19 protein-coding genes are annotated in these 22,249 nt (G+C 71.5%); 5 read left to right on the plus strand and 14 right to left on the minus strand.

Annotated elements, in window-relative coordinates; all coding sequences use genetic code 11:
* Positions 1-74: 74 nt before the first annotated feature.
* From IE274_RS22935 to IE274_RS22955, 5 genes are read right to left on the minus strand one after another with little or no spacing between them, the layout of a single operon-like run.
* Positions 75-1,004, minus strand: a complete 930-nt coding sequence (locus IE274_RS22935; RefSeq protein WP_190117707.1) for a type II secretion system F family protein — start codon at positions 1,002-1,004, stop codon at positions 75-77.
* Positions 1,001-2,017: a type II secretion system F family protein gene (locus IE274_RS22940; protein WP_190117708.1), complete on the minus strand. Its 1,017-nt coding sequence runs from the start codon at positions 2,015-2,017 to the stop codon at positions 1,001-1,003. The genes IE274_RS22935 and IE274_RS22940 overlap by 4 nt, the downstream gene beginning before the upstream one ends.
* Positions 2,018-2,024: 7 nt before the next feature.
* Positions 2,025-3,332, minus strand: coding sequence for a TadA family conjugal transfer-associated ATPase (locus IE274_RS22945; RefSeq protein ID WP_190117709.1), 1,308 nt, complete (start codon positions 3,330-3,332; stop codon positions 2,025-2,027).
* Positions 3,329-4,180 carry a hypothetical protein gene (locus IE274_RS22950; protein ID WP_190117710.1) on the minus strand — a complete coding sequence of 284 codons (852 nt, stop codon included), beginning with the start codon at positions 4,178-4,180 and terminating at the stop codon, positions 3,329-3,331. Before IE274_RS22950 ends, IE274_RS22945 begins: the two co-directional genes overlap by 4 nt.
* Positions 4,181-4,197: 17 nt before the next feature.
* Positions 4,198-4,926: a hypothetical protein gene (locus IE274_RS22955; protein WP_190117711.1), complete on the minus strand. Its 729-nt coding sequence runs from the start codon at positions 4,924-4,926 to the stop codon at positions 4,198-4,200.
* Between the two features lie 716 nt (positions 4,927-5,642).
* On the opposite strand from IE274_RS22955, the gene IE274_RS22960 reads away from it, so the two are divergent.
* Positions 5,643-6,584 (plus strand): S1 family peptidase, encoded by a 942-nt coding sequence (locus tag IE274_RS22960; protein WP_190117712.1) that lies wholly within the window; start codon positions 5,643-5,645, stop codon positions 6,582-6,584.
* A 106-nt stretch (positions 6,585-6,690) separates the two neighbouring features.
* Here the strand turns inward: IE274_RS22960 and IE274_RS22965 are convergent, their stop codons facing one another.
* The gene (locus IE274_RS22965) at positions 6,691-7,323 is read right to left on the minus strand and encodes an AAA family ATPase (RefSeq protein WP_190117713.1); all 633 of its coding nucleotides are present in this window, start codon (positions 7,321-7,323) and stop codon (positions 6,691-6,693) included.
* A gap of 144 nt (positions 7,324-7,467) precedes the next feature.
* On the opposite strand from IE274_RS22965, the gene IE274_RS22970 reads away from it, so the two are divergent.
* Together IE274_RS22970 and IE274_RS22975 are read left to right on the plus strand one after the other, a co-directional pair.
* Positions 7,468-8,004 carry a hypothetical protein gene (locus IE274_RS22970; protein WP_190117714.1) on the plus strand — a complete coding sequence of 179 codons (537 nt, stop codon included), beginning with the start codon at positions 7,468-7,470 and terminating at the stop codon, positions 8,002-8,004.
* Positions 8,005-8,153: 149 nt separating this feature from the next.
* Positions 8,154-8,468, plus strand: coding sequence for an alpha-amylase inhibitor (locus IE274_RS22975; protein WP_198897927.1), 315 nt, complete (start codon positions 8,154-8,156; stop codon positions 8,466-8,468).
* 93 nt (positions 8,469-8,561) lie between these two features.
* Here IE274_RS22975 and IE274_RS22980 read toward each other — a convergent pair whose 3' ends face one another.
* From IE274_RS22980 to IE274_RS23005, 6 genes are all read right to left on the minus strand, one after another.
* Entirely contained in the window at positions 8,562-9,170 is a 609-nt protein-coding gene (locus IE274_RS22980; RefSeq protein WP_190117716.1) for a hypothetical protein, read from the minus strand.
* Between the two features lie 42 nt (positions 9,171-9,212).
* The gene (locus IE274_RS22985; protein ID WP_190117717.1) at positions 9,213-10,505 is read right to left on the minus strand and encodes a PE-PGRS family protein; all 1,293 of its coding nucleotides are present in this window, start codon (positions 10,503-10,505) and stop codon (positions 9,213-9,215) included.
* Between the two features lie 84 nt (positions 10,506-10,589).
* Positions 10,590-11,435 (minus strand): hypothetical protein, encoded by an 846-nt coding sequence (locus tag IE274_RS22990; protein WP_190117718.1) that lies wholly within the window; start codon positions 11,433-11,435, stop codon positions 10,590-10,592.
* A gap of 144 nt (positions 11,436-11,579) precedes the next feature.
* Positions 11,580-12,176, minus strand: coding sequence for a hypothetical protein (locus tag IE274_RS22995; RefSeq protein WP_190117719.1), 597 nt, complete (start codon positions 12,174-12,176; stop codon positions 11,580-11,582).
* A 71-nt stretch (positions 12,177-12,247) separates the two neighbouring features.
* Positions 12,248-13,483, minus strand: coding sequence for a mucin-2 (locus IE274_RS23000; RefSeq protein WP_190117720.1), 1,236 nt, complete (start codon positions 13,481-13,483; stop codon positions 12,248-12,250).
* 129 nt (positions 13,484-13,612) lie between these two features.
* Complete coding sequence (locus IE274_RS23005) at positions 13,613-14,425, minus strand: hypothetical protein (RefSeq protein WP_190117721.1); 813 nt, start codon at positions 14,423-14,425, stop codon at positions 13,613-13,615.
* Between the two features lie 404 nt (positions 14,426-14,829).
* Between IE274_RS23005 and IE274_RS23010 the strand changes: the two genes are divergently transcribed.
* Entirely contained in the window at positions 14,830-15,096 is a 267-nt protein-coding gene (locus IE274_RS23010; RefSeq protein WP_190117722.1) for a hypothetical protein, read from the plus strand.
* Positions 15,097-15,181: 85 nt separating this feature from the next.
* Positions 15,182-19,633 (plus strand): type VII secretion EssC family protein, encoded by a 4,452-nt coding sequence (locus IE274_RS23015; protein WP_190117723.1) that lies wholly within the window; start codon positions 15,182-15,184, stop codon positions 19,631-19,633.
* Positions 19,634-19,772: 139 nt separating this feature from the next.
* Here IE274_RS23015 and IE274_RS23020 read toward each other — a convergent pair whose 3' ends face one another.
* Both IE274_RS23020 and IE274_RS23025 read right to left on the minus strand, forming a co-directional pair.
* Positions 19,773-20,051, minus strand: coding sequence for a WXG100 family type VII secretion target (locus IE274_RS23020; RefSeq protein WP_051811534.1), 279 nt, complete (start codon positions 20,049-20,051; stop codon positions 19,773-19,775).
* Positions 20,052-20,244: 193 nt separating this feature from the next.
* The gene (locus tag IE274_RS23025; RefSeq protein WP_190117724.1) at positions 20,245-22,044 is read right to left on the minus strand and encodes a serine/threonine-protein kinase; all 1,800 of its coding nucleotides are present in this window, start codon (positions 22,042-22,044) and stop codon (positions 20,245-20,247) included.
* Positions 22,045-22,249: the final 205 nt, after the last annotated feature.

Raw genomic sequence — 22,249 nt, forward strand, 5'->3', positions numbered from 1 at the left:
AAAGCAGAGTGTGTGGGGGGATGTACGGGTCTGTGGAGCGCTCTTCGACGTGTCCCCGTCGTCGGGACGGGGGTTCAGGCCTGGAACACGCGCATCGCCGCCGGGAAGATGAGGAACACCAGAAATCCCGCACACAGCAACAGCTGTGCCACCAGCATCGACTGTGACTTCTCGCCCGCGCTGCCCTCGATCTCGGCGAGCTCGCGGTGGCGCATCGTCTCGGCGCGGGACGCGAGCGATTCGCGTACCTTCGCGCCGTCGTCCGCGACCAGGGCGAGCGACGCGGAGAGGTCCTTGAGCTCTTCGACGCCCAGTTGCTCGCCGAGCGAGCCGAGCGCCTGCCACTGGCTGATGCCGGTGATCCGGGCGTCCGCCAGGGCGTTGCGGATACGTTGCGTCGCCCACCCGTCGGACACCTCGGCGGCCGCCATCAGCGCCTCGGGCAGGCCGCGGCCGCCCGCGAGGCTCATGGAGACCAGGTCCAGGTAGGCGCCGATGACGCGCCGCAGGTCGCGCCGCTTCTCCTGCGCGTCCCTGCGCACTTCGAGGTCGGGCAGGAAGAAGAAGAGCACCCCGAACATCAGGGCCAGCCACACCGGGATGATGGGGCTGCGGCCGAAGCCGAGGGTCAGGATGATCGCGAAGAGGAACGGGCCGAAGACGATGCCGGTGGCCGCGAGCAGCACCTTCGTCGCCAGGAACTTCTCCCAGCTCCGGTCGAGCACCGCCAGGTCGGCCCGCAGCGACCGCAGTTCCCAGCCCTGCTGGACGTAGAACTCGGCGGCCCGCGCGCCCACCCGGGCCCGTAGCGTCCCGAGCCGCCCGGTGACCTCGGCGTCCGCGGTGCGGTGCGCGGACTCGTACGCGGCGCCGCGCGCCCGCATCGCGTCGATGCGCGCGACCGTGGCGACCGCGCTGCGCTTGGACGGCATCAGCGCGCGGACGAGGGCGAAGATGCCGAGGCCCAGTGTGGCGCCGATGACGATCGGCATGGTCAGGTTCACCGGCGTACCCCCTCGGTGGTGTTGGCGTGCGGCGGCAGCGGCTGCTGGCCGGGCGCGCCCTCGGGGCCCACGGCGCCGGGCAGCGGGGCGCCGCCCGGTCCCCGGGGACGTACGAACTGGACGCCCGGCTCGTCGCGTACGAGGAAACGGTCCGGCGTCTCGACCGTCGACAGCTTGCGCAGCCACCAGAAGCCGAGCGCGAACAGGCCGCACACGCAGGCGAGCACGAGCTGCCCGACGGGCGTGCTGTACGGCGACACGAACTCGCGGTTGAAGATGGACAGGCCCAGCACGAAGGCGATGGACACGGCCACGACGATCTGCACCGAGCGGCGGGTCGAGGCGCGCTGCGCCATCACGCGCTGGCGCATGTCGACCTCCTCGCGCGCCGACTTGGCGAGCGCGCCGAGGACCTGGCGCAGGCCGGGCCCGCGCAGCTTGGCGTTGAGGATGAGCGCCGCGACGATGATGTCGGCCGAGGCGTCGTCGATCTCGTCGGCGAGCACCTGCAGGGCCTCGGGCAGCGGGGTGCGCGCCCGCAGCCGGTCCACGAGAGCGTCGAGGTGCGGCCGCAGCACCGGCGCCGCGGCCCGCGCGGACGCCGGAATGGCCTGCTCCAGGCCGACCGCGCCCGCGATGGTGTCGCGCAGCGACTCGGTCCAGGCGGCGAGCGCCTCGACCCGCTTCATCTGCAGGCGTTCCTCGGCGGCGCCGCCGAACAGCTTGTCCCAGAAGAAGACGAGGATGCCGGACGCGATGCCGGCCACCGCCCAGCGCGTCAGCAGCAGCACGACCAGGCCGACGCCGATCGCGATGGAGCCGCGCTGCCCGACGAAGCGGACGAGCTCACTCATCCGCTGGCTGGCCCGCTGCTTCTCGTGGGCCGGTTTGACGGGCAGTCCGCGGACCGCGACCGCGAGCAGCGCGAGGCCGCCGCCGACGGCGACACCGCAGGCCAGTCCGTACAGCACGGGCAGCGAGAACACGCCGCCCATGGAGCCGAGTGCGTTCATGTCGTGCTCACCCCCATTGCCCGGCGGGCCGGTAGCCGAATGCGGCGAGGTCGTCCATGCAGGCGATCGGCGCGTGCGGCACGATCCGGCCGTCCGGCGCCTCGGCGAAGACCTCGCTGGAGAGCACCCGGCCGTCGACGCCGTTGACCTCGCGGACGGACGTCACCATGCGCTGGAGCTTGCCGCCGGTCTGGTAGTTGTTGCGCCGCTGGATGAAGACGACGAAGTTCACGGCGCCCGCGACGAGCATCTGGCTGGCCTCGATGGGCAGCCGCTCGGAAGCCTGCAGCGCGTACGTCGAGATCCTGTTGAAGACCTCGCTTGAGCTGTTGGCGTGGATCGTGGACAGCGAGCCGTCGTTGCCCTGCGACATCGCGTTCAGCATGGTCACGATCTCGTCGCCGAGCACCTCACCGACGATGACGCGGGAGGGGTTCATGCGCAGCGACCGGCGGACCAGCTCGGCCATCGAAATGGTGCCCTGCCCCTCGGAGTTGGGCAGCCGCTCCTCGAACGCCACCACGTTGGGGTGCAGATCGGCGAACGTGTCGAGGCCGAGCTCCAGGGCGCGCTCGACGGTGATGAGGCGCTCGTGCGGCGGGATCTCGTTGGCGAGGGCCCGCAGCAGCGTCGTCTTTCCGGCGTTCGTGGCGCCCGCGATCATGATGTTCTTGCGCGCCCGTACGGCACAGGCCAGGAAGTGCGCGACGTCCGGCGTGAGCGTCCCGTTCCCCACCAGGTCGGACATGAACACCTTGCCCATGCGCGCGCGCCGGATGGACAGCGCGGGCCGCCGGGTCACGTCCATCACGGCCGAGAGGCGGGAGCCGTCGGGCAGGCGCAGGTCGAGCTGGGGGTTGGCGGAGTCGAAGGGCCGCGACGACAGACCGGAGTAGGCGCCGAGGATCTGGATGAGCTCGATCAGCTCCTCGTCGGTCTCGGCGACCGGCTCGGCCTTGGCCTCGCGCCCGTCGGCGTACCCGACGAAGACCTGGTCGTACCCGTTGATGTCGATGTTCTCGACCTCGGGGTCGTCCAGGAGCGGCTGCAGGCGGCCGACGCCGAAGAGCGCGGCGTGCACGGCGGCCGCGTACTGCTCCTCGGTCTCGGCGTCCAGCGGGGTGCGCCCGGCGTTGATCTCGCCGCGCGCGTACTCCTCCAGGATCTGCGCGATGACGGCGCGGGCGTACTGCCGCTCGTCCTCGCTGGACATCGGCGTGACGCCGGACACCTGGTCCAGGCGGCGCTGCTCGGCGATGCGGTCACCGGCGTCCTGCCGGAACCGCTTCACCAGCTGGTGGTCGACCGCACTCATCGCCCGGCACCCGCCGTCGGGCCCGCGGCCGGGCCCGCGGCCGGATTCGCCCAGGCCGCGCCGTACTGCTGGTACAGGTCGACGGTGACCTTGCGGGCCGACCGGATGAGCATCGACTTGTCGAGCCGTCCGCGCTTACGCCCGGCCAACTGGTCGGCGCCCGCCGGGTCGTCGGCGAGGGTGCCGACGACCCGGGCGCCGGTCTGCGCGGCCATCAGCATCTCGTTGACCTGGTGCACCAGCTTCCCGGAGTTCCCCGGGTCGGCGATCAGGACGACGCCGATGAGCGGGGTCGCGAGGGTGGCGGCGCCACGCGGCCCGCCGTGCAGCTTCGCGGACAGCGCCGCGGCCCGGTCCCGTACCCGGGCGATGGCCTCCGGCTCCGTACGCGAGATCAGCAGCACCAGGTTGGCGTGCGGGAACAGCTCGATCGCCGGGCTGTCCCCCGCGATCCGCCCGCAGTCGGCTATGACGTCGGCCGGGGCGTTCGGCGAGTCGGCGAGCTGGGCGAAGGCACGCCCGAGCGTCGGCCAGATCCCGACGAGCCCGGCGGCCTGCTCGGACGTGCCGAGCCCGACGAGCACTTCAAGGCCGCCGGACAACGGCTGGGTGTGGTCCCACAGTTGATCCGGTACGAGGCCTCGGCGCGCCGTCGCGGCGATGGACAGCATGCCGGTGTTCGGGTTGAGCGGGCCGCCGTGCGCGGCGGCGCTGCGGTAGACGAGGTCGCCGCCCGCGGGATCGGTCTCCGCGACGAGCACCCGGCGCGGCCACACCGCCGCGAGCGCTACGGCCGCGGTGGTGACGCCGGGGGAGCCTTTGTCGGCGGCGAGGGCGATGAGGGCCATGTCTCCTCTACTCGCCTCTACTTGTCGGCGCCGGGGACAACCGCCACGGCGACCTCACCGAGCGACGCGGCGCTGGTGACCGCGGCGACGTCCTCGTTGTCGACGAGGACGGTGATGCTCAGGTTGCCGGTGCTGATGGTCGAGTCCTTGTTGCTGTTGACCAGGCCGACCCGGGCGTCGGCGACGAGGGGCGTACGGCTGGACGAGTTGCCGCCGCCGGTGCCCTTGTCGTCGTCGGAGCTGGAGGAGCCGTTCGCGGCGACCCGGTAGAGGGCGACGGTGTCGCCCTGCTGGAGCGTGGAGGGGTACTGGCCCTCCTTCAGGGAGAGGCCCACGGAGGCCTTGCCCGTGGGGAGGCCGCCCTTGTCGTCGAACATCTCGCCCACCACGACGGTGCCCGGGTAGAGCGTGGTCTTGGCCTTGAGCTTCGACAGCGCGCTGAGCTTGGAGTACTTGACGTAGTGCACGTCCGAGTCCGCCGCGACCATCACCGAGGTGGAGTTGTCCTTGTTGACCGATTCGCCCGGCGCGATCCGCTCCGTCACCTTGACGACCTCGACCCGGTCCCCCGCCCGCAGTACGAGCACCGTGGCGCCGAGCGCGCCGACCAGGATGAGCAGGACTGCCAGAGCGGCCAGCGCCGGTTTGCGCTCGCGAGGCGCAGTGGGAAGGCGTTCACCGACGCCTGCCGGAGCCGACACGGCGGAACGGTTGTTGCCCGCCCCCGTACGCTCTTGGATCTTCACGCAACCGCTCCCCGTACGACCCAGAAAAATCCGTCATTTGAGACACCCAGATGCGACTCGCATACGCCTCGGCCGGGGTTCCATCGGCCCGTCAGCCTCAGGCGCGGTGTCAAGCCATCGCACCGTATCAGCAGCACATAAGCCCCTCAAGGCGCGTTATGGATCGCGAAGCTCACACGGTTCATCGTTATTCACGCGCAATACGGGCCCCTTGGTTCCGACGTCACGCCGGGAGTGCGTCAACATACCCCCATATGCAATTGCGAACCAACTCGCTTTGCACGCAACCCTTTCGGGCGACGACATCCCGCCAACGGAATCCCCACCCCGCTCGCCCCGGCACGCCCCGTACACCCATCCCTCGGGCACCAGAACGACGCCAGGAGGGGCGGAAGCGGTTCCCGGGGCCCCGAGCGGAACGTGAGACGGAGCGGGCGGGTCACCGCGGCGCGCGGCCGGACGCACCGGACGATTGCCACACCTCCCCAGAACCTCCGCACAAATTTGCCGCACCGCCCCACCCCAGGGGCGACATGCCCGAACTATCCGACTTGCACGATGCGTTGGCGGAGAGATCCGCACGCCGGGATGAACCCGCCCTCGCGCGGCGCCCTCTCACTCTTCGGCGCCGAATCTGCACGTATGCCGGTCCCGTATCGGCTCCGACAAGGCGCTGCAAAACTCAACAAATCCATCGAAAGAGAAATTCAACCCCCATGAGACTTTCCTTTCCTTCACGTCCTTCCCGCACCACCCGCGCGGCCGGTGACACCACCAGCACGAGCCGCGCGTCCCGCGCCACCCTCGCCGCCGCGACCGCCGCGACCGCCCTCGCCCTGGTGGCGACCAGCGCGCCCGCCGCCAACGCGATCATCGGCGGCACCGAAGTCTCCAACGACGCCTACCCGTTCATGGTGGCCGTCCTGGAGAAGGGGTCCGGCAGCGCCTTCGACCGCCAGTTCTGCGGCGGCAGCCTCATCTCGGCAGACGTCGTCATGACGGCGGCACACTGCCTCGTCGACGACGCGGGCAAGCCGGTCAAGGCGAAGACCGTGCAGGTCGCCGTCGGCCGTACGGTCCTCTCCAAGAGCGGACAGGGCCAGATACGCAACGCCAAGACGAAGGGCACCGGCAGCCGGGGCAGCATCGTCGTCCACCCCCGCTACCTCAAGGGCCAGGAGGCGTACGACGTCGCCTTCATCCAGCTGGACAAGCCGGTCCGCGGCATCAGCCCGGTCAAGCTGCCCACCCAGGGCACCGACTCGCTGCTGCGCCCCGGCCAGAAGGCGACCGTCGCGGGCTGGGGCAACACGGACACCGCGATGACCCACACCCCGGACCGGCTCCGCCAGGTCAAGGTGCCGATCCTCTCCCACAACGAGTGCAAGGTCAGCTACAACGGCTACAGCTCCAAGGTCAACTTCTGCGCCGGAGTCGAGGGCAAGGACTCCTGCCAGGGCGACAGCGGCGGCCCCATCTTCCGCACCGTGCCCGGCCGCCAGGACCCCATCCAGATCGGCGTGGTCTCCTACGGCGACGGCTGCGGCGACCAGGGCGCTCCCGGCGTCTACACGTCCACCAGCTCGGCGAAGCTGTGGAAGACGCTGGACGAGTCGCCGTCCGGCAAGCGACTGAAGCGGGCGCTCGGCCGCCGGTGACGAGGTGACGTCGTCGTGGCCGCCCACCGGCTCCGGTGAGCCGGCGGGCGGCCACGACGGCACGACGGCGAAGGCGCCCCCACGCTCCCCCACCCCGCGCGCCGCCTCAGTCGAACCGCATGTGCTTGACGCCGGTCCACGCGCGCCGCAGCCGCCCCCGCACCGCGTTGTCCGTGTTCGGTGCGAGGGTGAGTCCCGTGGACGCGGCGATCCGGTCGGCGGTCCGCGCGACGGAGACGTGATCCGTCCACACCTGCTCGGCGAACTCCGGCTCCCGCAGCCGCTCCAGGCAGAGGTCGAGCTTCGAGACGGCGAAGCTCTCACGCCGCAGCGGGACGTCCCGCCCGCCGACGACCCGCACGACATGCCCGAGACCGCGCTCGCGCAGCCGCTTCAGCACGGTGCGCCGGTCGGCGAGCAGCGCGAAGTGCCGTACGTCGTGCCCGCGTTCACGCAACCGCCCGACGGTCTCCTGGAAGTACGCGGGCTCGACCACCGTCATCGGGACGATCACCGTCCCCTCGTGCTTGGCCAGCGCCAGATCGAGCACGTCGTACACCGCCTGCCGCCACACCGGCAGATCCTGGAAGTCACCGCGCAACGCGGGCGGCAGCATCCGATGCAGCCCGAACCCGACGTACTCCGGATCACAGACGACGCTGCCCGGCAGCCGCCGCTGGATCTCGAACGCGGTCTGCGTCTTGCCCCCGCCGAAGGGGCCGTTGAGCCAGAGAAGCATGGGGCGACGGTACGCCCACGTCGGCGCCGGGCCGATCGACGCCTCACGTCGGCGGCGTTCGCTCTGGCGAAACCGCACGCCGTTTGAGTAGCGTCGGATCGCCCGCAGCGCCTCTTACCAGGCCGGATCCGACAAGGAAGAAACATGACGTACGTCGAGAAATCGCCGAAGACCTGGTCCAGTGTGTGCATTGGCATCTATCTGGCCGGAATTGGCTACATGGGGGTGGAAACCCTGCCTGACGACTTCGGTGTCTGGCTTGGGGTCTCCGGGGCTTTCCTCCTGTTGTTGCTGCCGTGTCTCGCCGTGCCGATATCGAAGCGGATCTACCACCGCATCGAGATCGACGCCACGACGCTGCGCGTCGGCCGCGAGCGCCTCCCGCTGACGGACATCGACCCGGCGTCGGTCCGCGCCGCCGCCCAGGGCCAGCTCCCCAGCGCCCCTCAGCGCTACGCCACCTCGCTGAACACCCCCAACGTCCTCTCCCCCGACGCCAAGGGCAGCCACGCCAACCCCCGGCTCATGGGTGGCGCCTGGGGCCTGCCGATGGGCATGGACAGCGTGGTCATCGCCACCCGGCGCGGGGAGTTCCTGACCGTCGCCACCCGCGACCGCGCCGCTTTCCTGCACGCCCTGTCCGCCCCGCTGCACCCGGTCACACAGCCTCAGCAGCACTGAGGCGCGGGTGAGTCGAGGAGCGGCTCAAGAGCGGTGGAATCCGGCCAGTAGAGTCTGGCGGTGCCAAGGCCGGTCCGCTGCCGTCGACGTCCCGTTCTCCGCGGAGGCGGGCAGCGGCCGGGACCCGTTCACCGATGGGAGACATCACGTTGCGCACGCTTTCGCTCGCAAAGCGGTCCATAGCCGTCGGGGCCACCAGCCTCGCCGTGCTCGCCATGACCGGCACGGCCCACGCGGCACCGGCGCAGGCGCGCGCCGCCGCCCCCTCGTGCGTCAAGGTCAAGGTCGACAAGGGGATCATCTCGCAGACCGCGTACGTCACGAACAAGTGCTCGTCGACGAAGCGGGTCAAGGTCCGCTGGTCCTTCGCCCCCGACTCCGGCTGCAACACCCTCAAGCCGGGCCAGAAGTTCAAGACCAAGCGGGGGCTCGCGGCGCAGTTCGACGGGCTGCCGTTGTGCTGAGGCCCCCGGGGGCGTTGCGCTGAGCCCTCCGGGGTGAGGCCACGTCGCTACTAGCCGGTGCCCGGGCCGGGCCCCGGCTGGTAGCTGGACCGGCTAGTAGCTGGACTCCCCGGGGCGCGGGTCGAGCACCCTGCCCAGCAGCCCCGTCACCCGCTCCGACGCCGTGAGTTCACGCGTCTCGATGTGCTCGAAGACGATCGCCAGGGCCAGGTCGAGCGCGTCCGCCTCCGCCTCGCCCGTCACGGCGCCGAAGCTGCCGTGCCTCTTGCCCCGCGGGTTCTTGCCGCGGGTCATGGTGATCTCCACCCCGGGACGGCTGAGCGTCGCCCCGCGCTCGAAGCCCGCCACCACGTACTCGTACGACCGCCCCTGGCACGTCATCCGCAGCGCCCGGTCCTTGTTCCGGAGCGCCTTCGCGTTGTAGTCGAGCGGAACGCGCTCACCGGCCACGTCGAACCGCGCGTTCCGCAGGCTCGGCTTGGGGGGACCCACCGTCCGGTACACCACGTCGGGCATCCGCTCCCCGTACAACCGCACCTCGTACTGCCGGTGGCCGCCCTTGAGGCCCGGCTTGCGCCACTCGACCTCCACGGTGACGTCCCCGAAGGAACCCACCGTCCCGGTCAGCCCGTGCACCTTGGTGGCGTGGCCGGGGAGCTTCCTGCCCCGGTACCACTCCAGCTCAAACTGAAATTCCGACATGATTCCCCATTGTGGAGCACGGGCCCGCGGCAGCTCGCGCGGCTACCAGTTCATGGGATTCAGCTTCGATTTCGCCACGCTCTTGCCGAAGTCCTTCGCCTTGTCCCCGACCCAGTCCTTGGCCTTGCCCGCGCCCTCCTTGATGTCGTCCCAGTGCTCGACGACCTTGGCCCCGCCGTAGATGGCGCCGGTCACCACGGTGGCGCCGATGGTGAACGGGTTGGGGGCGACCATCGCGGCGGTCAGGGACGCGTTGAAGCCGACCTCCGCCACATCCGCGACATATCCGGCCCCCTTCTTCTTGAACGCCTCGACGGGATTCCCCTGCGCCCAGACGTTGGCCGCGCTGACGCCGGTCGACAGGGCGCTGGCGCCGACACCGGCGACGCGCAGGAAGCCACCCGCCTTGCTCGCCGCGCCGAGGCCCTTGAGGAACGGGGACGCCGTCTTGCCCGCCGCGATGACGGCGGGCCGGGCGTTGTTGAGCCGCTGGAAGTACGCGGCCGAACGCCCGATGCGCAACAGGTTGGCCTGCCCCGAGCGCGTCACAAACGCCCCGGAGTGCGTCAGCCCGCCGTACCGGGCCGCGAGCGCGTCCGAGCCGACCAGGAAGTTGATGCCCCGGGTGACGAGCGGTGAGCGCACCCCGGGCAGGGCGCGGAACCCGTCCCAGCCCCGCGACAGCAGGTCCGCCCGCAGCCCCGCCGTGAACGGAACGCGGCTGGCCTGCTGGTAGAGCCTGCTGCGGGTGAAGAAGTTGCCCAGCTGTCCCGGCAGCCAGCTGCCCGGCGCCGACAGCGACCGCAGCTCACCGGCGGGGATCCGCAGCAGGCTGCGCTGCAGGGCGGCGCGGAAGGACCCTCTGCCCAGCCAGGAGGACTCCACGGCCGCCCGCAGCAGGCCCTGCTTCCAGGAGTTCTTGAGGAAGACGTTGCCCATGCCGAGGCTCGCGGCCAGCGTCAGGCCGCCGATCTTGGCAGCTCCGGTGACCTCCATGGCGGTCTTGATGAACGCCTCGATGTCCTTCTCGCCGAGGTCCTTGAGACCGGGCACCTTCGCGAGGTAATACGCCTCGATCCGCGCCAGCCAGTCGCTGTACGTCTCCCGGTGGCCACGCTCGAAGAGCTGCTCGCCGCGGACGAGCGTCGCGCGCTTGCGCAGGTCGGGCGGGGTCGTGGTGACCCAGGACCGCATGGGCTTGATGGGGCCCAGCTTGTCGGTGACACCCAGCGTCGAGGCACGGGTGAAGGCCTCGTCCAGCTTGTCCGCCAGACCGCCCTTGCCGTCCATGAGCTTGGCGAGCTGATCCAGGTCGTCCGGATTGACGTTGCGCATTTCTCATCCCCCTGAGTGCGAGCGTGACCGCGGCTGTGCGCGTGACCGTGCGCCGGACCGCGGCTGTGAGCGTGACCGCGTGCGCTAGGCCGACGCTCCGGTACCGACAAGATCCGCCTTGTCCGGCAGCAGGTCGGCCAGCTTGTCCCAGACCTCACCGGCGTTGGAGCGCACGAGCCGCAGCGTGCTCTCGGGGCCGACCTGGCCCTCCTGGACCGGCTCCGCGGGCTGTACCCGCAGCCAGTGCCCGTGCGGGCCGCAGTCCCACACGGCGATGGAGCGCACCGACTCGCCCGCCGCCTGCGCCCGCTCGTCGCCCCAGGCCGTGGTCACGCGCCACGTCGAGTCCAGGGACAGGGTGAGGTCGACGAGCGCGGTGAGCTCGGGCTCGGCGAGGTCGCTCGCCGCGGCCAGGGCGGAGACGGCCGCGGCCTTCGCGGTGTCCAGGTCGTCGGACCCGCCCTCCAGCGCGGCGAACACCGCGTCGAGGGCGCCCATCGTCGTGGTGATCTCGGTGACGCCCGAGATCTCCGACTCGTCCTGCTCGCCCCGGCGCAGCTTCACCTTGCGGGCCAGCTCCCACACCAGGGTCTTCGGCTCGATCGGTACGTACTCCGACTCCTCCTCGCCGGGCCAGGCGTCGTGCGAGTACACGGCGTCCTGCCCCACGACGAGACCGTGGACGAGGGTGCCGTGCTGACCGGTCACCTCGGCCTGGATCATCACCAGCGGCCGGGCCAGCGCGGTGAGGAACTCCAGGAGCAGCGGGGAGAGTTCACCCTCGGCGCCCACGAGACCGATTTGCTGAAGCTCACCGAGGGAGTGGTGCAGCTCGGCGGGCGGGGTCTCCTTCTCCAGGAGGTGGGCGAAGACGGCGATGTGGCGGTCGGCGAACTTGAAACGGCCGCGGGAGCTGTCGAGTGAAGGCATGCCGCTCAGTCTCGCTTGTGGTACTCCCGCCCCTGATGGCGGGGTGGGTGTGGGGTACAGGGACGGGGGGGCCGGGGTGGGCCGGGGTGGGCCGGGGCCGCTTGGGGGGGCGCGGGCGGGCCCGCGCCGGCCGGGCGGGCGGGCTCAGGAGGCGACGCGGGAGAAGAGCCTTCCGGGCGCGGAGATCATCGCTCCGCCCAGCGACAAGTTGCGGGTGTAGATGCCCTCGAAGAGGATCGCCAGGCTCAGGTCCACCGAGTCCGTCGCACCGGCGGTGGTGCCGGAGATGGTCTTCGGGTTCTTCCACCCGGAGCGCGTCATCACGACGGAGGCACCGGCGCGCTCCAGCGTGTGATGCCTCTTGTCGCGGTCCTCGCGGTACGTGTACTCCCGCCCGAGCGCCGCGATCCGCAGCGCCCGGCCCCTCCTGTCGGTGCTCCACGTGCTCCGCGAGAACGTCGCCGCCTGGCCCGCGACGGTCAGCACCCCGCGGGCCAGGCGCGGCCGCACGGTGTAGCCGAGGCCCTGGAAGGTGGACGGCGGGATGCTGTCGCCCCGTACCGCCGTGCCCACGTACAGCCCTCGGTCGGCCACGGGCACCACCTCGCGCGCCGGGTACGCCAGCTCGACGCCGCCCAGGTTGCCGACCTCCCCGGTCCACCAGTAGACCCGGTCGCGGAGCCGGACCTGGCCCGTCGGCTCACCGCGCCGCAGCTCGAAGGAAAACCCGTCGTTCACCATTCCCGACCTTCTCCACTTTCCTGACACCGAGGCCGTACGACTTCCCGGCCACCGTCGGCCGTGCGGCCGCGCTAACCGAACGGATTGAGCTTCTTCAAAAGTTTCTTGCCGCCTTCCTTGGCCTTGTCCAACCCTTCCCCGACCTTGTTCTTCGCCCAGGTACCGGCCTCGGCGACCTTGCCGGGGAACTGTTTTACCTTGTCCCAGTTGTCGATCACCGACGAGACGCCGTACACGACACCCGTGACCGCGGCGGCGCCGATGGTCACCGGGTTGGGGGCGATCATGGCGGCGGTGAGGGAGGCGTTGAAGGCCACGCCGGACACGTCCGAGATGTACCCGGCCTTGTCCCGCTTGAAGGCCTCGACGGGGTTGCCCTGCTGGACGAGGTCGAACGCGCCGATGCCGGTGGCGGCGATGCTGCCGGCGATGCCGGTGGCCCGCCACCAGCCGGAGGTCTTCGCCGCCGCGCCCGCACCGGCGGCGAAGGCCGCGAGGCGGCTGCCGCCGGTGGCCGTCTTCAGGGCGGCCGCGCCCTTTCCGACCTTGAGCAGGCTGGCTTCCCACGCCCAGGTCTTGCCGGCCAGGGCGGCGTAGTTGTCCGCTCCCGTCATGACGTTGAGGATCGCCGCCGGTGTCCTGGCGCCGATCGCGGCGCCCTGCCGGGCGATGCTCGACGGAATGTAGCTCGGCGCCTGGCCCTTCAGGATCTGCGCGAGCGTCGTACCGGGCGCCTTCAGGAACTCGCCCTTCCTGAAGTACTTGATGAGGCCCCACGTGCCCGATGCCGCGACCTTGAAGGCTCCGGGAACCGTGGAGGCGAGCGCCGTCAACTCGATGTAGTCGCTGACGACTTCGCCCAGGTTCTCATTGCCCGTGATCTTCGCGACGGCTTCGCCCTTGATGCGGGTGATCCAGTCGCTGAGGGTCTCGTGCTCCCCCTTCTTCAGCCAGCTGGGGTCGAACTTCCCGCCGTTGGCCACCGAGGCGTTCGCGATGAGCATGATGTCCGGCGGCAGGTTCGCGTCCTTCAGCTGCTCCGCCGTGAAGCCCGCGTACAGGGCCGCGGCGAGCGGGTCGCCGTCCCCCGCCCGGATGATGGCCGCCCGCCTGCGCAGATCGGGAGCCGTCGTCGTCACCCAGGACGACATCGGGTTGATCGGGGCGAGCTTGTCCCGGACGCCGAGGGTCGAGGCGCGCGTGAAGGCCTCGTCCAGGCGGTCCTGCAAGTTGCCCTTGCCGTCGATCAGTTTCGCCAGCTGCTCAAGATCCGCCGGCTTGGCCAGGCGCATGGAGCTGTCCGTCACTTGTCCCCCTGAGTCCAACCTGACTGCGTCGCGTGTGCTGGTGCGGCTTCCCTGCGGGCGACCGCTTCGGCTTGCATGCGGCTTCCCTGCGGGCGACCGCTTCGGCTTGCGTTCGGACGACCGCCTGGCCTACGCGGCCGGGTCGACGAGGAGTTGCTCCTGATCGGGCAGGAGGTCCGTGATCAGCTCCCAGATCTCCTTGGCGGTGACGCGGCGCACCTTCAGCTCACTGCTCTCGTCCACCTGGCCCTCGCGGACCGGCTCGGCCGGTGCCTCCCGGATCCAGTAGCCCTCGAGACCGCAGTCCCAGACGGCGATCGCGGAGACCCCGAGGCCGTCCGGGACGTCCTCGCCACCGGGCCAGGCGACCGTCATCCGCCACATGCAGTTGAGGTGCGAGAGGACCTCGGCCAGGCGGGCCGGGGCGCGCACGGCCTCGGCGATGGCGGCGTGCTCCTCGTGGCCCTCGGACTCCATCCGGTCGAGGACGGCGTCGAGCACGCCCATGGTGGCGACGATCTCCTCACCGACGTCGTCGGCGTCCGTGATGTCGGCGGGCCCCTTGTGCAGGTCGACCATCCGGGACAGCGCGAAGACGAGCATCTCCGGCTCCACGGGGACGTACTCCGACTCCTCCTCGCCCGGCCAGCCCTCGTGCGCGAAGACGAAGTCGTTGCCGACCACCGCGCCGCTGGTCGACACGCCCTGCGGGCCCGTCATCTCCACGCGGGCGATGACGTGCGGCTCCATCAGCGTCGACACCAGCGGATACAGCTCCGCCGAGATCTTCTCGTCCGCGTCCAGGATGCCCGCGTCCCGCAACTCCGCCCGCGCCTGCGCCAGCTCGGCCGGCACCTCCCCCTCCTCCACCAGGAGTCCCAGCACACTGATGTGCGCGTCCGCGAGACGCAGTCGCCGTCGGGCCGGATCCATAGCAGGCATTTCTCTACTCCTCTGGTCCTCTGATCCTCGGAAGACATCGCGGGACGTGCGCTTGTCGAGTGCGGCGTACGGTACCCGGGCGCGGTGCGCGCCTAAGGCGGATCACATTTTCGTCGGCTTCTCCACGGAATACACGCTTCCGCACCCTTGCTTACCGAAGCCGCTTCCCGACGCCACCGCAGAGCCGCGTCCGACGGATTGACGCTATCCACAGGGTCCGCAGTTCCGCCAATAGCGATATCCGGTCAAGCCCCCCAAAGCAGGCAACTCACTGCAACGGAACCCGGCAAAGACCGCGGCGAACTCCACGCCCGCACACCCCCGCGATCCCGCCCTTCGACACCGCCGAGGGCCGCTGAGTACTCTCGTACCGGTATCGCCAGTCCAACGGGGAGGTAGTCGAGGTGGCGGATCCAGAGCTGCAGGAGCAGGCGAAAAGGGCTGGGCAGTTGCGCAGCCTCGCGGACCATATCGAGGACCTGCCGAAGGCCACGCGCGACTTCTCGACGAAACAGATGAAGGAGTGGGCCGGGCCGCACGCGGACGATGTGCGTGGCGACCTGGGCGGCTGGAAGACCAAATGCGACAACGTCGCCGAGGCGCTGCGCGAAGTGGCCCGGCAATGCGACCAGGCCGTCAAGGACGCCAAGGATCCCAAGAAGGACAAGTAAGGCGAGTGAAGGCGCCCGGGAGTTCGGGCGTCGCTTTGTCGTGGTTGTGGTGAGTGCGGGCTGAGGCCGAGAGGAATTTGTCGGTATGCGGGTAATGGTGACCGTCGTGCGGGAGGGCGCGGCGGCGCAGGACGTGTTCCTGGCCGTCGAGGAGGACGCGACGGTCGCCGACGCCGCGGCCTGTCTCACCGTCGCGGCCGACTCCAGCAATGTGGTCACGGGGCGGTTTCCCGCGTCGCTGGGGGTCGGGCCCGCCGCGCCGAAGGCCCAGGGGTTCGGGGGCCCGCCGAGCCTGTGGGTGGACGGGACGCTGCACGACCCCGCGGCGCCCGCGTCCTCCGCGCTGCGCGACGGTGTGCGCGTCACCACGGACGACTCCATCGGCCCGTTCCTGCGCGCGGGCGAGCCCGCGGGCCGGTTCGAGCTGCGGGTGTGCGGCGGCCCGGACACCGGCCGCATCACCCGCGTCCAGGCGGGCACGGTGAGCGTCGGCTCCGACCCCGCCTGCACGCTCCCCGTGGCCGACCCGTCCGTCCCCGGCCTCGCGTTCCGCCTGTCGGTGAACGTCAGCGGTGAGGTCACGCTGCATCCGCAGGACGGCGTACCCCTGGCACTGGACGACTCCCCCGTCGCCACCGACTGCCCCTGGCCCGCGGGCCAGCTCATCCGCGTCGGCGACACCCGCCTCGTCCTGGCGGAGGCGGAGGCCCCGGACGCGCACCTGGCACCGACGGACGACGGCGGGTACGCCTACAACCGCCCGCCCCGCTTCTCCCCGCTGCGGCACCGCCCCCGGCTCACCGTGCCCGCCGAGCCGGTGAAGGGCGAGGGGCCGCGGCTGCAGCTCATCACGTCGTTCATCCCCGCCATCTTCGGCCTGACGATGTACTTCATGACCAAGCAGGTCTACACGCTGCTGTTCTGCGCGATGAGCCCGCTGATGATGCTCGGCTACTGGTTCAGCGAGGCCCGCCACACGCGCAAGAAGTACAAGCAGGAAGTGAAGGACTACCAGCGCGCCCTGGTCGAGTTCGACGCGCAGGTGATCGAGCTCGGCAAGAACGACCAGCGGGCCCGCCGCGCCGCCCACCCGGACCCGGCGGAACTCCTCCTGTACGCGACCGGCCCGCGCCGTCGCCTGTGGGAGCGGCGCCTCGTCGACCCCGACGTCCTGCAGCTCCGCGTGGGCCTCGCCGAACTGCCCGCCGAGATCGAGCTGCGGGCCGCCAAGGGCAGCAGCTTCGACGACCCGCCGCAGCCGCCCCTCATCGCCGACGTCCCCGTGGTCCTGCCGCTGCCCGAACTGGGCGTGATCGGCGTGGCCGGTGAGCGCCGCATCGGCCTCGCCGTGGCCCGCTGGCTGCTGGCCCAGGCCACCGGCCTGCACAGCCCCCGCGACCTCTCCCTCGTCGTGCTCTCCGCCAACCCCGACGCCAAGGCCGCCTGGGACTGGGCGCACTGGCTGCCGCACACGGCGCCGCAGAGCGGCCAGGACTGCCTGTCGCTGGTCGGCGCGGAGCCGGAGGTCGTCGGCCGCCGCATCCACGAGCTGCAGGCCGAGCTGGAGCGCCGCAAGGCCAGCTCGTCGGACTTCGGGGCCTCCAACCGGCTGCGCCCCGACCCGTTCACGCTGCTCGTCCTGGACGGTGCGCGGCTGCTGCGGCGCATGCCCGGCGTACCGCAACTGCTCCAGGAGGGCCCGCAGCACGGCATCTTCGCGGTCTGCATCGACGAGGACGACCGGCTGCTGCCGGAGGAGTGCAAGGCGGCCGTGATCGGCCTGCCGGACCGGCCGGGCCATGTGCGGATCAGCGGCGGCGGCCTGGAGGACGTCGGTGACGTCCTGGCCGACCAGGTGTCCGGCGCGTGGTGCGAGCTGGTGACGCGGTCGTTGGCGCCGGTGCGCGACGTCAGCCAGGACGACGCCGACGCGGCGCTGCCGACGGCGGCCCGGCTGCTCTCGCTGCTCGGCATGCCGGACCCGGCGGGCGCGGACGTCGCCAAGATCTGGCGCCAGGGCGGCTCCACCACCTCGGTGCCCATCGGCATCGCCGCCGACGGCGTCTTCACCCTGGACATCCGCAAGGACGGACCGCACGCCCTGGTCGCGGGCACCACCGGCGCGGGCAAGTCCGAACTCCTGCAGACGATCATCGCCTCGCTGGCGCTCGCCAACCGCCCCGACGCCCTGAACTTCGTCCTCATCGACTACAAGGGCGGCAGCGCCTTCCAGGACTGCGCCCAACTGCCGCACACCGTCGGCATGGTCAGCGACCTCGACGCCCACCTCACCGAGCGCGCCCTCGCCTCGCTCGCCGCCGAACTCAAGCGGCGCGAGGAGATCCTCTTCGACACGGGCACCAAGGACATCGAGGACTACAACGACACCCGCAAGATCCGCCCCGAGCTCGAACCGATGGCCCGGCTCGTCCTGATCATCGACGAGTTCGCGTCCCTCGTCGCCGAACTCCCCGACTTCATCGCGGGCCTCGTCGACATCGCCCGCCGCGGCCGCTCCCTGGGCGTCCACCTGATCCTGGCCACCCAGCGGCCCGCCGGTGTGGTGAGCGCCGACATCCGCGCCAACACCAACCTCCGCATCGCCCTGCGCGTGACCGACGGCGGCGAGTCCTCCGACGTGATCGACGCCCCGGACGCGGGCGCCATCGCCAAGTCCACGCCAGGACGTGCCTACGTACGGTCCGGGGCGCAGTCCCTCGTGGCCGTGCAGTCCGCGCGGATCGGTGGCCGCAGGCCCAGCAACGACTCCGACCGGCCGAAGGCGACCGCGTTCCCGGTGGACTGGGCCGCGTTCGGCCGCCCGGCGCCCCGGCTCGCCACGAACGACGACGACGGCACGCTGGTCACGGACCTGAGCGTGCTGGTCGGCGCGATCCGCGAGGGCGCCGAGCTGATGGGCTTCGGCGAGCAGCGCAGCCCGTGGCTGCCCCCGCTGCCCGACCTGCTCTGGCTGGGCGAGCTGCCGGACGCCCCCGAGGAGGAGCCCCGCGCGGCCGACGAGGTGGCGCCCATCCGCATCGGCCTCACCGACCTGCCCGCACAGCAGCGCCGTACGCCCCTCGCACTCGACCTGGTGCACGGCGAGCACATCATGCTGGCCGGTGGCGCGCGTTCGGGCCGGTCCACGGCGCTGCGCAGCCTCGCCGGATCGCTGGCGCGCGACACCTCGCCCGCCGACGTGCACATGTACGGCATCGACTGCGGCGCCAACGCCCTGCTCCCGCTGGCCAACCTGCCGCACTGCGGCGCCATCGTCACCCGCGACCAGCCCGACCGGGTGCGCCGCCTGCTCGACCGGCTGTCCGCCGAGATCTCCCGCCGCCAGCAGTTCCTCGCCCTGGAGGGCCTCTCCAGCGCGGCCGAGCAGCGGGCCATCGCCGCGCCCGCGGACCGGCTGCCGTGGATGGTGCTGCTCCTCGACAACTGGGAGGGCTACGTCGCGGCCCTGGAGAGCATCGACTACGGCCGGCTCGTCGACATGATCGTGAAGATCTTCCGGGAGGGCGCCGCGGTCGGCGTCAAGGTCGTCATGACCGCCGACCGCAGCGGCTTCAGCGGGCAGATCTCACCGTCGTTCGCCGACAAGCTGATCCTGCGGCTCACGGACGCCAACGAGTACTCCCTGGCGGGCCTGTCCGCCCGTGAGGTGCCCAAGGACATGCCGTCCGGACGTGCCCTGCGCCTGACCGACCACGGCGTCCAGGAGAGCCAGATCGCCCTCCTCGCGCCGGACCCCTCGGGCCAGGCCCAGGTCGCGGCCCTGCGGGAGATCGCCCAGGAGGCGCAGCGCAGGCACCCGACGCCGCCGCGCGAGCGCCGTCCGCTGCGCGTGGACGAACTGCCCATGCGCATCACCCTGGAGCAGACCCGCGCCCTCGACCCGGCGTTCGTGCCGCCGTCGCCGCTGTGGGCGCTGTTCTGCGTGGGCGGCGACGAACTGGAGCCGATCGGCATCGACTTGGAGGAGTCGGGCCCCGGCTTCGTGATCGCGGGACCGCCCAAATCCGGCCGCTCCACGGCGCTCCTCGTGGCGGCCCGGACCCTCCTCGCGAACCAGGTGCCGCTCATCCTCGTCACCCCCCGCCGTTCGCCGTTGCGATCACTGGAGGGCGAGGCCGGGGTGCTCGGCGTCCTGACCGCCGACAGCTCGGAACGCGACCTGAAGGACCTGATCGAGCGTGCGGACGGCAAGTACGCCGTCGTGGCGGACGACGCGGACATGCTCTACGACGGTTCCCTGGACCGGCCGTTGGAGGAGGTCGCGCAGAACGGGCGCGACGGCGGCATCGCGGTCATCGCGGCGGGCGCCACGGACACCCTCGGCTCGCAGTACCGCGGCTTCGTGGTCGAGGCGCGCCGCTCCCGCCAGGGGCTGATCCTGTCCCCGCAGAGCGCGTCGGACGGCGAGCTGTTCAACGTCCGGGTGCCGACCGGGTCCGGCGGCGGGCCGGTGGGGCGCGGCATTCTCGTGCGCAGCGGGCAGATGATGCCGGTGCAGGCGATCCTCGACGCCTGAGGCGCGGCGGGCGCCCGCCGAGAGGCAGGCGCCCGCGCCGACACGGACCACGCGCGTATCCGGGGCGGACCACGCAAGTGAGGGGGCCACCGTTGCCGGTGGCCCCCTCATTCGCGTACCGCGGCGTCAGAGCGCCACGTCAGACCGACGTTGCCTGCTCGATCCGGTCGTGGCTGTTCTTGGCCGACTTGTAGGCGTCGCCCAGCGAGTCCGCGAGGCGGTTCAGCTGCGGCTTGAACTCACGCCAGTCGTCGCGGAACCGGTCAGCGCCCGGACCCTTCCAGAAGCCGTGGCTGTCGTTGGCCTGGCCGTCCAGGAGGTGGATCAGGTCGCGGACCTCACCCTCCTTCTTCTGGAACGCCTCGTACAGCTTCTGAAGCTTCTCGAGTTTTGCACCGCGGTCGATGTCGTCAGCCATCGGTACCTCCCCGTATCACGAAAGTAAAGAATCTCAACTGCCACGTGGGACGCTACCGCACCTGTCAATCCCAGGTTTACCAGCCCCGGCGATCCCCCGACTTCCGCACAATTCCCACCAGTCGACTAATCCCCCATAGCCCTGCAGGTGCACATATGTCCCCCGGCCCACGGGCGCCACGGGCCGTCGACGGTCACTTGACCTTCGCGAGCCGCGCCGCCGGATCCCCCGCCTTCGGGTCCTCGGAGGTGTACTGCAGCTCCGACCCGACCGGTCGCAATCGCACCGTATGGGAGGCCTGGGAGCACTGGTCCGGGTTGTCCTTGGCGCCGACGCCCGTGGCCACGAGCTCCTTGGGCGAGGCCGACTTGAGGGTCAGGATGTCCACGCACTTGTCGCCGACGAGGTCCGTCTGCGTCACCGCGCCGATCCGCTGCCCGGCCCGCGGCACCTGGCGTACGGTCACGTCGAACGTGCCGAGCGGTACGAGGCCCTCGCGCGCCGACGCCTTGCCGCGCCACTCGCCGAGGTAGCGCACCGGCACGACACCCGTCGCGCCCGTCTCCCCCGCGTCTCCCGTCGCGCTCGGCTGGCGCCCCGCCGAGTCCTTGGCGCCGCCGCCGTCCCCCGGCAGCAGGTTGAACACGAAGACCGACCCCACGGTGACGGCCGCCAGCGCTCCGGCGACGGCGAGCGCCACCGTGCAACTCACCCTGCGGCCACGGCCGTCGGGGCTCACGGGCGCGGATGTCGCGGCGACGGAGAGCGAGAGGCCGCCGGTGGGCGGGGCGTCGGACGGGGCCGCGTTCGCCGGTGCGTTGGCTGCTGCGTTGGACGGGGTCGCGTTGGCCGGTGCGGCGTTGGCCGGTGCGCCGAACGACCCCCCGCCGACCGCTCCGTCGACCGGCGCCGCAGCGGGCGCCCCCGCGTCGGTCCTCGCCGGAGCCACACCCCCGTACGGCCCCGCCCCGCCCTGCGCCCCGTACGAGGCATCCGGCGGCCCGAACACCCCCGCCGCCCCGGTGAACGGCACCGGCCCCGACAGCGGAACCGGCGCGGCACCCGACCCGTTCCCGCCGTCCGCGCCGCCGGTGTGGTCCACCTCCAGGTCGAGCAGCCGCACCGCGCTCCGGCTCACCCGCTCCACCACCGGCCCCGGCAGCCAGCCCGCCGCCACCAGTGACGCGGCGCCCTCGGGGGCGAGGTGGCGGGCCAGGGCGGCGGGGGCCGGGCGGTCGGCGGGGTCCTTGGCGAGGCAGGCGGCGACGAGGTCGTGGAAGTCGCCGGTGAGGGAGCCGAGTTCGGGCTCCGCGTGGACGACCTTGTAGAGCAGGGCGGCGGAGGAGTCGCCGGGGAAGGGGGTGCCCGCGGTCGCGGCGTAGACGAGGACGGCGCCGAGGGAGAAGACGTCGGCGGCGCCGGTGACGCCCTTGCCGAGGATCTGCTCCGGGGACATGTAGCCGGGCGAGCCGATGGACACGCCCGTCGAGGTGAGGGAGGCGGTGCCGTCGGTGGCGCGGGCGATGCCGAAGTCGATGAGGCGGGGGCCGTCCATGGTGAGCAGCACGTTGGAGGGCTTCACGTCGCGGTGGACCAGGCCGAGGCCGTGGACGTGCGCGAGGGCCTCGGCCAGGCCCGCGCCCAGGACGCGTACCGAGTGCTCGGGCAGGGCGCCGCCGTCCCGCACCGCCTCGGTCAGGGACGGCCCGGCCGCGTACGCCGTCGCCACCCACGGCACCGACGCCTCCGGGTCGGCCTCCAGGACGGGGGCGGTCCAGTCGCCGCCGACCCGCCGCGCCGCGTCGACCTCGCGGCGGAACCGGGCGCGGAACTCCTCGTCGAGGGCGAAGTGCGGGTGGACGATCTTCACGGCGACGGTGCGACCGCCGGTGCTGCGGCCCAGGTAGACCCGTCCCATGCCGCCGGAGCCGAGGCGTCCGAGCAGCCGGTAGGGGCCGATGACGGCGGGTTCGTCCGCTTCGAGCGGGTGCATGGCGAAGGCCTCCCCCAGACGCGCTGACCGCATGCCCACGCGGCGCCCGCCGGTTGGTCCCCCGGCGTCCGCCGGTGTCCGCCGCGTGCCCGTGTCGACGGCCAGCGTAATGCGGCGGGGCGCGCGGGCGCGCAGCCGGGAACGGACGGCGGCCCGCCGCCATCTATCTATCCGTAAATGACCAGATTGCCCCGTACGGCTCCCC

This window comes from Streptomyces flavofungini (assembly GCF_014650815.1).
GTDB lineage: Bacteria > Actinomycetota > Actinomycetes > Streptomycetales > Streptomycetaceae > Streptomyces > Streptomyces flavofungini.